10 protein-coding genes are annotated in these 12,510 nt (G+C 68.7%); 4 read left to right on the top strand and 6 right to left on the bottom strand.

What is annotated here, in order from left to right:
• Positions 1–54 precede the first annotated feature (54 nt).
• The 4 genes from folB (at position 55) to AC1DGW_RS10750 (ending at position 4,646) form a co-directional block, all read left to right on the top strand.
• Positions 55–408, top strand: a complete 354-nt coding sequence (gene folB / locus AC1DGW_RS10765) for a dihydroneopterin aldolase (RefSeq protein WP_478022640.1) — start codon at positions 55–57, stop codon at positions 406–408.
• 99 nt (positions 409–507) lie between these two features.
• Positions 508–1,776: a mechanosensitive ion channel family protein gene (locus AC1DGW_RS10760; protein ID WP_478022638.1), complete on the top strand. Its 1,269-nt coding sequence runs from the start codon at positions 508–510 to the stop codon at positions 1,774–1,776.
• 121 nt (positions 1,777–1,897) lie between these two features.
• Positions 1,898–4,036, top strand: a complete 2,139-nt coding sequence (locus AC1DGW_RS10755; protein ID WP_478022720.1) for a glycoside hydrolase family 3 N-terminal domain-containing protein — start codon at positions 1,898–1,900, stop codon at positions 4,034–4,036.
• Positions 4,037–4,142: 106 nt separating this feature from the next.
• A complete protein-coding gene (locus AC1DGW_RS10750) occupies positions 4,143–4,646 on the top strand; it encodes a CcdC protein domain-containing protein (RefSeq protein WP_478022636.1) in 504 nt (167 codons plus the stop codon).
• Between the two features lie 89 nt (positions 4,647–4,735).
• Here the strand turns inward: AC1DGW_RS10750 and AC1DGW_RS10745 are convergent, their stop codons facing one another.
• From AC1DGW_RS10745 to AC1DGW_RS10720, 6 genes are all read right to left on the bottom strand, one after another.
• Entirely contained in the window at positions 4,736–5,890 is a 1,155-nt protein-coding gene (locus AC1DGW_RS10745; protein WP_478022634.1) for a PQQ-dependent sugar dehydrogenase, read from the bottom strand.
• A gap of 113 nt (positions 5,891–6,003) precedes the next feature.
• A complete protein-coding gene (locus AC1DGW_RS10740) occupies positions 6,004–7,272 on the bottom strand; it encodes a dicarboxylate/amino acid:cation symporter (RefSeq protein ID WP_478022632.1) in 1,269 nt (422 codons plus the stop codon).
• A gap of 130 nt (positions 7,273–7,402) precedes the next feature.
• Positions 7,403–8,125 (bottom strand): L,D-transpeptidase family protein, encoded by a 723-nt coding sequence (locus AC1DGW_RS10735; RefSeq protein WP_478022718.1) that lies wholly within the window; start codon positions 8,123–8,125, stop codon positions 7,403–7,405.
• Between the two features lie 71 nt (positions 8,126–8,196).
• Positions 8,197–9,051 carry a MurR/RpiR family transcriptional regulator gene (locus AC1DGW_RS10730; RefSeq protein ID WP_478022630.1) on the bottom strand — a complete coding sequence of 285 codons (855 nt, stop codon included), beginning with the start codon at positions 9,049–9,051 and terminating at the stop codon, positions 8,197–8,199.
• 896 nt (positions 9,052–9,947) lie between these two features.
• Positions 9,948–11,045 carry a dipeptide epimerase gene (locus tag AC1DGW_RS10725; protein WP_478022628.1) on the bottom strand — a complete coding sequence of 366 codons (1,098 nt, stop codon included), beginning with the start codon at positions 11,043–11,045 and terminating at the stop codon, positions 9,948–9,950.
• Positions 11,042–12,490: a C40 family peptidase gene (locus AC1DGW_RS10720; RefSeq protein WP_478022626.1), complete on the bottom strand. Its 1,449-nt coding sequence runs from the start codon at positions 12,488–12,490 to the stop codon at positions 11,042–11,044. The genes AC1DGW_RS10725 and AC1DGW_RS10720 overlap by 4 nt, the downstream gene beginning before the upstream one ends.
• Between the last annotated feature and the right edge of the window lie 20 nt (positions 12,491–12,510).

Below are 12,510 nucleotides of genomic sequence, written 5' to 3'. Positions count from 1 at the left end.
GCAGGCTCAGCAGTGGCTCGTTACCATGTCCGTTCATTCACCGCGACGGACGCAATGGACAAGGTATTCATCGAGGGCCTCGAAATCGACGCCCTGATCGGCATCTATGACTGGGAGCGGCGCATCCGCCAGACCCTGGTGTTCGACCTGGAGATGGGGTTCGACAACCGCAGGCCGGCGGCGACCGATGACATTGCCGACACGCTCAACTACAAGGCGGTCAGCAAGCGCCTGCAGGAATACGTGCGCGAATCGGATTTCGGTCTGGTGGAAACCCTGGCCGAGCGCTGCGCGGGGATCGTGCTGGATGAATTCGACGTGTGCTGGCTGCGCCTGAAGCTGAGCAAGCCCGGCGCGGTGCGCGGCGCGCGCGCGGTGGGCGTGATCATCGAGCGCGAACGGGCCTGACGGACGTAGTGCCGGCCGCCGGCCGGCAAGCTCGCCAATCCGGGATGCCGGCCAGCGGCCGGCGACTTCAAGAACAACGGAATACACAGGAGACGATCGATGGTGGATGCGGTGGTGGCGGCACAGTGGCTGGAGCGGCTGCAGAACACACTGGAACCCTATCCCGGCGCCTACCTGGCATTGATGGTCTCGGTCCTGCTGGTCGCGGCGGGCCTGGCCAACTGGATCACGAAGCGCATCCTGCTGCGCGGCCTGCGCCGGCTGCTCAGCCGCCTGCCCGGCGCCGAGACCGGGCGTGGCAGCCATCTGATGCGGGTGATCGCGCGCCTGTCCAACGTGGTGCCCAGCCAGGTGATCGCCGCAGGCATCAAGGTGGTGCCGGACCTGCCGCCGGGCGTGGTGGCCTTCATCGTCGGCGCCTGCCAGGCGTGGGCGGTACTGACCATCGCGCTGGCGGTGTCGCACGCGCTGGACGCGGCCAACGATCTCTACGAGCGGCGTCCGGATGCGCGCGACAAGCCGATCAAGGGCTATCTGCAGGTGGCCAGGATCGTGATCTTCGTGGTCGCCGGCCTGTCCATCGTCGCCACCCTGGCCGGCGTGGACCTGCGCTACCTGGTCACCGGGCTGGGCGCGGCCACCGCGGTGCTGATGCTGATCTTCCAGGACACGATCCTGTCGCTGGTGGCCAGCGTGCAGATCAGTGGCGACGGCCGCGTGCGCATCGGCGACTGGATCGAGATGCCCAGCCAGAACGCCGATGGCGACGTGGTCGACATCGCCCTGCATACGGTGACGGTGCAGAACTGGGACAAGACCATCACCACCATCCCGACCAAGAAGCTGGTCACCGAGTCGTTCAAGAACTGGCGCGGCATGCAGGAATCGGGCGGGCGGCGCATCAAGCGCGCGGTTTTCCTGGACCAGCACAGCGTGCGCTTCCTCGACGCGGCGGGGCTGGCGCGGCTGGACCGGTTCGGCCTGCTCGACGCCTACCTGGCCGGCAAGCGCGCCGAACTGGAGCAGTGGAACGCGCAGGTGGCGCAGGCGCATCCGGAAGAGGTCAATGCACGCCGGATGACCAACCTCGGCACCTTCCGCGCCTATGTCGAGCGTTACCTGCGCAGCCATCCGGGCATCCACCAGGACATGACCCTGATGGTGCGGCAGCTGGCGCCGACGCCGCAGGGCCTGCCGCTGGAGATCTACTGCTTCACCGCGTCGGTCGCCTGGGGGCAGTACGAGGCCACGCAGTCGGATGTATTCGACCACCTGCTGGCGATCCTGCCCGAGTTCGGCCTGCGCGTGTTCCAGGAATCCAGCGACGCGATGCTGCTGGCGATGCGCGGCGGGCCGGTGTCCGCCTAGCGGTACGCAAGGGTGGGCCGGCTTCCCGGGCTTCACGGCGACGGCGCTAGAATCCGCGCTTTGTAAGCGTTTCCATACAAGGGCCGCCGTGGCAGACCGTATCGAATCCCTGATCGCCCGCATGACCCTGGAGGAAAAGGTGGGCCAGTTGGGGGTCTTCGCCGACATGGTCCGCCCGTTCGCGCCGGACGTGAACCCCGAAGCCAACGTGCGCAACGCCGCGCAGGTGCTGGAACAGGTGCGCGCCGGCCGCGTCGGCTGCCTGTTCAACGGCGTCGGCGCCGCGCAGGGCCGCGAAATCCAGCGCGTGGCGGTGGAGGAGAGCCGGCTCGGCATCCCGGTGGCATTGGCCGCCGACGTGATCCACGGCATGCGCACGGTGTTCCCGATCCCGCTGGGCGAGGCGGCCAGTTTCGAGCCGGAACTGGCCGGACGCACCGCCCGCGCCACCGCCATCGAGGCCACCGCCGCCGGCATCCACTGGACCTATGCGCCGGCGGTGGACATCGCCCGCGACCAGCGTTGGGGCCGTGGCGCGGAGTCGGCCGGCGAGGACGTGGTGCTGGGCTGCGCCTTCGCCGCCGCGCGCGTGCGCGGTTTCCAGGGCGGGGATCTGGCCGCCGCCGATTCGCTGCTGGCCACGCCCAAGCATTTCGCCGCGTACGGCGCGGTCGCGGCCGGCATGGAGTACGCGCAGGTGGACATCTCGCCGCAGACCCTGCACGACGTGCACCTGCCGCCGTTCAAGGCGGCGCTGGCGGCCGGCGCGCGCGCGCTGATGAGCGCCTTCAACGACATCAACGGCGTGCCGGCCAGCGCCAACCGCTGGCTGCTGACCGACCTGCTGCGCGGGCAATGGGGCTTCGACGGCGTGGTGGTCTCCGACTACACCGCCGACATGGAGCTGATCGCGCACGGTTACGCCGCCGATGAAGTGGACGCCACCTGCAAGGCATTCAGCGCCGGGCTCGACCTGAGCATGCAGAGCGGCTTCTACGCCGCGCACCTGCCCGGGCTGGTGGAAAGCGGACAGGTGCCGATGGCGGCACTGGACGCGTCGGTGCGCCGCATCCTGCGCCTGAAGGAAGCCATCGGCCTGTTCGATGATCCCTACCGTTCGCTGGACCCGGCGCGCGAGGCCGACACCTCGCACATCGCCGCGCACGATGCGCTGGCCCGCGACGCGGCGCGGCGTTCGATCGTGCTGCTGAAGAACGAAGGCGCACTGCTGCCGCTGCGCAGGGGCGGGCAGAAGATCGCGCTGATCGGCCCGCTCGCCCAGGACCGCGACAACATCGAAGGGTGCTGGACGCTGTTCGGCGACAAGACGCGCTACGTGACGCTGGAAGCCGGCGTGCGCGCGGCGCTGGGCGACGACGCGCTGCTGGAAGTGGTGCCCGGCTGCGCGTTGGAAGAGGCGTTGGAAGGCGGCATCGAGGCAGCGGTCGCCGCGGCACGACGCGCCGACGTGGCGGTGCTGGCGCTCGGCGAACCGCAGCGCTACAGCGGCGAGGCGCAGTCGCGGGTGGAGATCGTGCTGCCGCCGGCACAGCAGGCCCTGGCCGAAGCGGTCGCCGCCACCGGCACGCCGGTCGTGGTACTGCTGCGCAATGGCCGCGCGCTGGCGCTGCATGGCGCGGTGCGCGACGCGCAGGCCATCGTGGTGACCTGGTTCCTCGGTACGCAGACCGGCCATGCCGTGGCCGATGTGCTGTTCGGTGCCTACAGCCCGTCCGGGCGCCTGCCGGTGAGTTTCCCGCAGCATTCCGGGCAGCAACCCTACTTCTACAACCACCCGCGCACCGGGCGCCCGGAACTGCCGGAGATGTCCGAGTTCAAGGCGCGCTGGCGCGAGATCCCCGACGCGCCGCTGTACGCCTTCGGCCATGGCCTGGGCTACGCCACGTTCGCCTACGGGGCGCCGCGCCTGAGCGCACCGCAGCTGGACTGGAACGGCGGACTGGTCATCACCACTACCATCACCAACACCGGCGTGGTGGCCGGCGAAGAGGTCGTGCAGCTGTATGTGCACGACCGCGTCGCCAGCCGCGTGCGCCCGGTGCGCGAGCTCAAGGCGTTCGAGAAGGTGCTGCTGGCGCCGGGCGAGGCGAAGGACGTGGTGTTCCGGCTCGACCGCGGGCAACTGGCCTTCACCAACAGCGAAGGCGTGTTCACCGCCGAACCGGGCCTGTTCGATCTGTGGATCTGCGCCTCGTCGGCGAGCGGCGAGCCGGTGCGGTTCGAACTGCTGGCGCCCTGATCTCGTATCTCCGGCCCGCCTGCCGGGCGGCGAGGGGTGACGACCGGCATCTTGCTGCGGGCGGCGGGCGTGCGATGCTGTCGCCGCGCCCGCTGGAGACCCGCCGATGCCTGCACCGATGCCCACCTACCTGCCGTGGCTGATGACCGCCGGTTTCGGCTGGATGTACTACCGTCGCCTCCGCCGCCACTTCGGCTGGCAGCCCTGGCAGCCCTGGCAGCCGCGCCGCACCCTCGTGCGCATCGTGATCCTGGCGCTGGTGGCGGCGATGCTCGGACTGGCCGCGGCCTTCGTGCCGCACGTGGCCGCCGGCATGGCCGTGGGCGTGCTGGCCGGCATCGGGCTGGCGTGGTTCGCGCTGAAGCACACGCGCTTCGACGAGCGCGAGGGCCGGCCCGGCTATACGCCCAATCCGTGGATCGGCGGCGCGTTGTCGCTGCTGCTGGTCGCACGGCTGGCGTGGCGCTGGCATGACGGTGCCTTCAGCCAGGGCATGGCGCCCGGTGCCGCCAACGCCAGTCCGCTGACCCTTGGCCTGGCCGCCGCCCTGGTCTGCTATGGACTGGTGCAGGCCATCGGCCTGCACCTGCGCATGCGCCGGAAACCGTAGGAGCGCACTTCAGTGCGCGATGGGGCTTTGCCGGGAAAGCTTCATCGCGCACTGAAGTGCGCTCCTACAGGCGCTCCTGTGATGCGCTTCTACATGGGGTTTTGGCGTGGCGTCAGCTTGAGCAGCCGCGCGCCGCTGCCGTCCTCCAGCAGCCACAGCGCGCCCTCCGGACCCTGCACCACCGCGCGGATGCGCTTGCCCATGTCGAAGCGCTCGGCTTCGCGCGCGCTGTCGCCGTCGAAGGCGATGCGTACCAGCGACTGCGAGGACAGGCCGCCGATGAAGGCGTTGCCGCGCCATTGCGGGAACAGCGCACCGCTGTAGATGATCAGGCTGGACGGGGAGATCACCGGCGTCCAGCTGACCTTGGGCGCGACGAACTCCGGCCGGGTGTCGTGGTCGGGAATGTCGCGGCCGTCGTAGTGGTCGCCGTTGGAGACCAGCGGGTAGCCGTAGTTGCCGCCACGCTGGATCAGGTTCAGCTCGTCGCCGCCCTTCGGACCCATCTCGTCTTCCCACAGCCGCCCGCGCGCGTCGAAGGCCAGGCCGAGGATGTTGCGGTGGCCGAGTGACCACACCTGGTTGGCCGGCGAGCCCTGCACGGCGAACGGGTTGTCGGCCGGCACGCTGCCGTCGTCGTTCAGGCGGATGATCTTGCCGAGGTTGCCGCCCATGTCCTGCGCCGGGTCGAACTTCTGCCGTTCGCTGGAGCTGATCCACAGCTTGCCGTCGGGCCCGAACAACAGCCGGTGCCCATAGTGGCCGTTGCCGCTCACCTTCGGCGTCTGCCGCCAGATCACCTGCGCATCGACCAGGCGGCCACCGCCCTCGGCATCGAGCACCAGTTTCGCGCGTGCCACCGCGGCGCCGCGGGTGTCGTTCGTCCCTTCCTCGGCGTAGCTGTAATAGACCAGCCCGTTGTGGGCGAAATGCGGATGCGTGGCCACGTCGCCGAGGCCGCCCTGGCCGCCGTAGGCCACCTTCGGCACCCCGGTGATCTCATGGCGGCGGCCGCTGGCCGGATCGAAATGGACCAGCTTGCCGGCCTTCTCCGTGACCAGCAGGCTGCGGTCGGGCAGGAACGCCATCGCCCACGGTTCGTCGAAGCGGGCCACCTCGGTGGCGGCGAACGGCCATTGCGCCGGCTTGACCGCCGCCTCGGCGGCCGGATCCGCGGCGCAGGCGGTGGTGAACAGGACGGGCGTCAGGGCAAGGGCCAGGCTGAGCAGCAGGGGGCGGGGCATGGCGTACTCCAGGGCGGAAAGCGGTGGAGCCCACACCTTAGGCGAAGCCGGCGTGCGAGGCACGCCGGCGGCGTCGGCAGGGAGCGGTCGCGTGTCCCCTGCCGACCACCGGGTCAGGCCTCGTCCGCCGGTGCCATGCGCTTGGCGACGATCGACGTGGCGGTCATGTCGCCGGTGGTATTGCCGATGGTGCAGAACACGTCGGGAATCGTGTCCACCGCCAGCAGTACGCCCAGCGGTTCCACCGGCAGGCCCATGCTCTGCGTGACCGGCATGTTGTTGGTCATGAAGTTGGCCTGGCCCGGCAGGCCGGTGGAGCCCATGCTGATGGCCGCGGCCAGCAGCACCGCCACCGCATACTGCGAGAAGGAGATGTCGATGCCGTACAGCCAGGCGATGAAGCTGGCCACGGCGATGTACTGCGCAGGGCTGGTCACGCGGAACAGCGAGACCGCCATCGGCAGCACCAGCGAGGTCAGCGCGGTGGGGTAGCCCAGCCGGTTGCGCGCGCTGTCGATCATCGCCGGAAGCGAGGCCAGCGACGACTGCGTGCTGCCGGCGATGACCTGTACCGGCACCAGCGCCGAGGCGAAACGGCGCAGGCCCTCGCGCGCGGCCAGCACCGCCACCACGTACAGCAGCAGGGTGATCAGGATGTAGACCGTGCACATCAGCAGGATGTAGTAGCCGAGGATGCCGAGCACGCTCATGCCGACCTCGGCGCAGACCACCAGCACCAGCGCGAACACGCCCAGCGGCGCGGCCCACAGCACCCAGCGCACGATGGTGATCATGGTGTCGCCGACGATCTTGATGATCTCCAGGATGCGGTCGCGGCGCTCGGCGTCCTGCCGGCTCAGCGCGAAGCCGAAGAACATCGCGAACACCACCAGCGGCAGCATCGCATTGGCCGAGGCCACGGCCAGCACGTTGCTGGGGATCAGCGAGGAGATCCACTGCGCCGCGGTGGGCGCCTTGGACAGCGTCTCCGGTGCGTGCAGGGCGGCGCGGAAGGTCTGCATGGTGGCGCTGTCGTGTGGCACCAGCCCCAGCAGTGCCGGCGTGATCACCGCCGAGAAACTGGCCGCGGCGACCAGCAGCACGATGAACACCAGGATCGCGTTGCGCGCTGTGCGTCCGGACGCAGCGGCGTTGCTCGCGGTATTGACGCCGACGATCACCAGCGCGGTGACCAGGGGCACCACCGTCATCTGCAGCGCGTTGAGCCACAACCGGCCGATGGGCCGGGCGAACTCGGCGACCTGCAGTGCGAGCACCGGGTCATGGTGGGTGAGCGAGAGGCCGACCACCGCGCCGACCAGCAGCGAGATCAGCACTTTGACGGGAGCGGAGAGCCGGAAGCGTCGGGTGGATGTGGTCATGGATGGCCAGTAAAGTGGTGGAAACGCACTGCGGTGCGTGGCGGGGCTTCATGCAGATCGCTCTGCCATGGCCGCACATCCATGCGCGGGATCTGGAACGGAAACACGTCAGGGTCTGGCCGGATCGTTCCTACGGCGTGCGCGCAGGCAGGCCCCAGCTTCCCTGCAGGCGCGCGTAGTCCGCCTCGGGCAGCAGCACGAACAACGGATGCGCTGCCGGGTCCAGCCAGCCGAGCAGGGCCTCCATGCGCGCCGGTTCCATCGCGGTGCAGCCGGCTGTCGCCTCGCCGCTCTGCCGCCACAGGTGGGCGAAGATGCAGCTGCCCTGGCCGGGCTCGGCCCGGGGGTTGTGCTCGATCACGAAGCCCTCGCGATAGCGGCGGTCTCCCTTGTTGTGCAGGTCCAGCCGCATCGGTTCGCTGGAGCCCTCCACGGCCTCGCTGCCCACCGCCTCGGCGTCGACGATGCGGTTGTACAGCGGCGAGTCGGGCACATCCATGCAGTAGCTGGTGGCCAGCATCGGCTGGTAGGGCATCGCGCTGTCGATGCGCGGCGCGTAGCCGAACGCCTCGCCGATGCCGAACACGCCGGCCGGGCTGCGGCCGTCGCCCTCGCGCTTCTGCGGGCCGTCCTGCTGTGACGGATGCCGGCCCAGCCCCCAGGCGCTGCCGTTGCGGCCAAGCGCCACGTCGAAGGCGGCTCCGTGCGCGCGCCAGCCGTCGGCGGTGCGCTCGTAGGCCTGCAGGTGGCCCGAGGGCGTGTCCCACGATGGGGTGGTGACGACCACCAGCTGGCGCGCGTCGTGCACCGGCGTGTCCAGCGGCGCGGCGGAAGCGGTGCCGATCAGGGCCATGGCGGACAGCGACGGCAGCAGGCGCCGGGCGAAGGAACGTAACAGGGAGGACATGGCGACGGCTCCGGCAATCAGTTGTCGATCAACTGCTGGATGCGTTCCTGGTTCAACGCCAGTTGGCGCTGGCGATCAGGGTTGGCATGGCACAGCAGCACGAACACGAAGTCCAGCAGGTACTGCAGCGAACAACGGTACAGCAGTTGCGCCACCGGCGGCTGCGGATCGTGCGCGCAGATCGCCAGCGAGGCGTCGGCGTGCGCGCGCAGCGGGTTGGCGGTGTGGCGGGTGATCGAGACCACCTTGCCGCCCATCTCCTGGAACTGGCGCGAGAGCTGCCACAGCTGCGGCAGCTTGCCGAACTCGGAGAACACCAGCAGCACATCGCCGGGACGCGCGGCCGACAGGTTGGCGGTCATCAGGATCGGGTCGGCGTGCTGCACGGTGAGGATGCCCAGCAGCGCCAGACGCATGGCGAACTCGCGCGCATACAGGCCATCGTCGCCCAGGCCGTAGACGAACACCTTGGGCGCGGCGTCGATCAGCGCGATCACCGCCTCGACCTCCTCCTGCGGATTGGCGACGCGGGTCTCCTCCTCGGCCGCGGCCTTGCTGCGGCGCAGGCCGTCGGCGACCTGCAGGTAGCCGTGCGGGTCGCTTTCCGGCGGCCATTCGGTGACATCGCCGTTACTGTTGTTGGCCAGCGCCACCGCCGCGCCGACCGAGTACTTCAGGTCCGGGTAGCCCTTGAACCCCAGCTTCTGGCTGAACTTGACCACGCTCGACTGGCTGATGCCCAGGGCGTTGGCCAGCTGCTGGGACGAGTAGTCGCGCAGCAGGTGGGCGTTGTCGAGGATGAAGTCGGCGATGCGCCGTTCGATCGCCGACATCTGTTCGCGTTCGGAGCGGATTTTTACCAGGGGTGGCATGGGTGGGTCGTCGGCTGCGATGGGGTGACTCTAAAAGGATTTTGCGGGGGCGGTAAGGCTTGGCATTCAACCGGGACGTTACGTTGGCAAGGCAGCCGGGGGAAGATCGGCTGTTGCTCTTGATAGTTGCATGTGCTTTTGACTTCCCGGGCCCCCTTCCGCAGCGACGGAGCCGGCGGACAAGACCCCGCAGGGGCGACGTACATGGATGCACGTCGTTTTTCTACGAGACATGGATGTCTCGTAGAAAAATCCCGCCGGCGGAGTGGACCCGCGGCACGTAGTGCCGTGGGCGCGGAGGCAGGGGCGTGCTTGACCAGCCATTCGGCTGTTGGAAAGGCATTTCTCTTGGTTACTTCTCTTTGCACGAGCAAAGAGAAGTAACTCGCTCCTGCGAAGCAGGGGCGAAAGCTCTGCTTCATGCCTTGGCTGCTTCGCGCTGTGGCTGTTGCTTCTTTCCAGAGCAAAAACCCAAGCAACGGCTGAAGCAGGATCAAGGGCTTTCGCTCCCCTCCGGGGAGCGAGCCACCTTTCTTTGCTCGTGCAAAGAAACGTGGCCCAAAGAAACACGGGCCGGGACGCGATCCGTCGGGCTGCGCCCGCCAGTCCCCTGCGCTCCTCGCGTGCCGAGGGGACGGCGCACAACTCGCTTCGCTCAAACACGTGCGCCTCTTCGCCCCCTGCCCCGCTGCGGTGCTCGGCTCGCTCTACGGCCGGGGAGGTCAAAAGCCGAAGAGCAAAATCACGGGCAACGGCAACGGCAACGGCAACGGCAACGGCAACGGCAACGGCAGAAACAGAAGCGACGGCAGAAGCATTCCCCATTGCTTCCTCGGATGCGGCACACCCGGGAGGAAGGGCGACAGCAACAGGGTCGGTTGCCGTCGCCATGCCGGTCATGCCTTCAGCATCTCCAGCCCGCGCACCTCGGTGATGCCCAGCCCCGGTGCATCGGTGATGCTGATCTCCGACTCGTTGAAGATCACCCCGCCGTTGACCGGGTTGAACAGGCTCAGCGACGGCCCGTCCAGGTCCACCTTGGTGATCGCGCCGGCCTTGGCCACCGCCAGGTGCACCGCGGCGGCTACGCTGATGCTCGACTCGAGCATGCAGCCGATCATGCAGGGGATGCCGTACAGCGAGGCGATGTCGGCGACCTTGATCGCATTGGAAATACCACCGGTCTTCATCAGCTTGATGTTGATGATGTCCGCCGCGCGCTGGTGGATCAGGTCGAACACCTGGTGCGGGCCGAACACGCTCTCGTCGGCCATCACCGGCGTATTGACCCGCTCGGTGACGTATTTCATTCCGTCGATGTCGGCGGCCTTGACCGGCTGTTCCAGCAGCTCCAGCACCACGCCGGCGTTCTCCAGCGCGTTCATGGCGTAGACCGCCTGCTTGGCGGTCCAGCCCTGGTTGGCATCCAGGCGCAGCAGGGCGCGGCCCTCGACCGCGGCATGGATCGCCTTGACCCGCTCGATGTCCAGGCCGATGTCCTTGCCGACCTTGATCTTCAGCGACTCGAAGCCGCGTTCGATCGCCGACAGCGAATCGGCCACCATCTTGTCGATGTAGTCCACGCTGATGGTGATGTCGGTGGTGATCACCGGGTCGCCGCCGCCGAGCATCTGGTACAGCGGCGCGCCGTGCAGCTGCGCCCACAGGTCGTAGATGGCGATCTCCACCGCCGCCTTGGCGCTGGTGTTGCGTTCCAGCGAGGACTGCACCAGCCCGCAGATGCGGTTGAGGTTGGCGATGTCCTCGCCGATCAGGCGCGGCTTGATGAAGTTGTTGATGGCTTCGATGATCGAGCCGTGGGTGTCGCCGGTGATCACCGCGGTGGCCGGCGCCTCGCCGTAGCCGGTGTGGCCGCTGTCGGTGCGCACCAGCACCACGATGTCCTCGACCGATTCGACGGTGCGCAGCGCGGTCTTGAACGGGGTTTTCAGGGGCACGCGCAGCATGCCCAGTTCGATGTCGGTGATCTTCATTTGGCGGTATGCGGGCGGATGCGCTGGATGTTGGTGATGCGGTCGACGTAGCTGGCGGTGTCGCTGGCCATCATCGGCTGCAGCGGCGTCACCGAGACGCCATTGAGATGGGCGGGAATCCGCTTGCCGTCGGCGCCGAACCAGCTGCCACCGGAGGTGTCGTGGATCATCCAGGCCATGCCGTCGGCATGGCCGATGGTCATCATCACATGGCCGGGGATATAGACCAGGTCGCCGACCTGCAGCGCGTCCACCGCTGCGTCGCGCCTGGCTTTGCCGTCCTTGTCGCCGAAGGCGATGCGGTCCAGCGCCGGGCTCACCGCCTGCGCGCTGGTATTGCGCGGCAGCAGCACGCCGAAGCTGCGGTAAACCTCGGAGACGAAGCCGCTGCAGTCGCGGGTGTCGTAGGAATGGCCCCAGCCATAGCGTTCGCCGAGGAACTTGAAGGCCTGGGCGAGCAGGTTGCGGGGGGTCAGCGCCAGGTAGTCGTCGCTGCTGTCCTGCGAGCGCGGCAGCAGCGCCGGCACCAGTGCCAGGCGGCCGTCGTCGTTGCGTACCGGCAACTGGATGACGTGGGCGGCATGGCCTTGCTGGCCGTTGACCGGCTGCAGTGCCGGCCAGTCGGCGAGCACCGGCACGCGCACACCCATGTCCAGCTGCAGGCGCGACACGCGCGGTTCTTCCGGCGTATAGGCGGTGGTGGCGGTGGCGCCGGTGATCACCCGGTGCGGGCCGCTGGCACCGTAGCCGAACACCTGCGCGGCGTCGCCGATGCCGACGAATCGCTTCTCCACCCAGGCGACGTAGCGTTCGCTGGCGACGAACAGCCAGTCGCCGTCGGCGCTTTCATGCAGCACCGCCACGGCGTCGCCGGGGAACAGCGCCGACTCCTGGAAGCGGTCGATGTCGGTGTCGTCGCTGCTGGAGAAGGCGCGCAGTCCGGTGGGGAAGGCGCGCAGCGCGGCGCGGTGCACGACCAGGCCGTATCGCAGCGGGCGGTTGTCGGCGATGCGCTCCAGCGCGAGGTTGTCGGTGATCGCGCGCAGCTGCGCCGCGCCGATCGCCTTGCCCTGCACGTCGTACAGGGCGCGGGTCGGCAGGCGCGAGATCGCTTCGATCTGCTCGCGCACGAAGCTGCGGGTCACGCTGGCGGGCAGGGTGCGCAGATCGTGGATGGAGCCGTCGAGCTGGCGCATGCGCGCGTTCTGCGCGGCGATGCCGGCGCGGTCCAGGATCACCCGGTCCGGATCGGACAGTTGGGCGATCCAGTGCGCGGCTGAGAGGTAGTCCTCGCGCAGGCCGATCACGCCGGCGTAGTCCTGCGGCGAAGCGGTGACCGCGCCGAGCGCGAAGGCCGGTCCCGCGCACAGCGGCGCGGCAAGCAGCAAGGACCAGCAGGCCCGGGCGAGGTGCCGGCGGCGGGGCCGGGCGGGAATAGCGTTCATGAGGACTCCCTCTGGATGCA

The organism is Stenotrophomonas sp. 05N423 (assembly GCF_056397145.1).
This window is presented reverse-complemented; position numbering and strand designations above follow the sequence as displayed.

What these genes read in the sequence shown, in the direction of transcription:
- AC1DGW_RS10720 (WP_478022626.1), bottom strand. Translation starts at nt 12,490, where the DNA reads ATGAACGCTATTCCCGCCCGGCCCCGCCGCCGGCACCTCGCCCGGGCC.
- folB (WP_478022640.1), top strand. Translation starts at nt 55, where the DNA reads ATGGACAAGGTATTCATCGAGGGCCTCGAAATCGACGCCCTGATCGGC.
- AC1DGW_RS10750 (WP_478022636.1), top strand. Translation starts at nt 4,143, where the DNA reads ATGCCTGCACCGATGCCCACCTACCTGCCGTGGCTGATGACCGCCGGT.
- AC1DGW_RS10745 (WP_478022634.1), bottom strand. Translation starts at nt 5,890, where the DNA reads ATGCCCCGCCCCCTGCTGCTCAGCCTGGCCCTTGCCCTGACGCCCGTC.
- AC1DGW_RS10760 (WP_478022638.1), top strand. Translation starts at nt 508, where the DNA reads ATGGTGGATGCGGTGGTGGCGGCACAGTGGCTGGAGCGGCTGCAGAAC.
- AC1DGW_RS10735 (WP_478022718.1), bottom strand. Translation starts at nt 8,125, where the DNA reads ATGGCCCTGATCGGCACCGCTTCCGCCGCGCCGCTGGACACGCCGGTG.
- AC1DGW_RS10730 (WP_478022630.1), bottom strand. Translation starts at nt 9,051, where the DNA reads ATGCCACCCCTGGTAAAAATCCGCTCCGAACGCGAACAGATGTCGGCG.
- AC1DGW_RS10755 (WP_478022720.1), top strand. Translation starts at nt 1,898, where the DNA reads ATGACCCTGGAGGAAAAGGTGGGCCAGTTGGGGGTCTTCGCCGACATG.
- AC1DGW_RS10725 (WP_478022628.1), bottom strand. Translation starts at nt 11,045, where the DNA reads ATGAAGATCACCGACATCGAACTGGGCATGCTGCGCGTGCCCCTGAAA.
- AC1DGW_RS10740 (WP_478022632.1), bottom strand. Translation starts at nt 7,272, where the DNA reads ATGACCACATCCACCCGACGCTTCCGGCTCTCCGCTCCCGTCAAAGTG.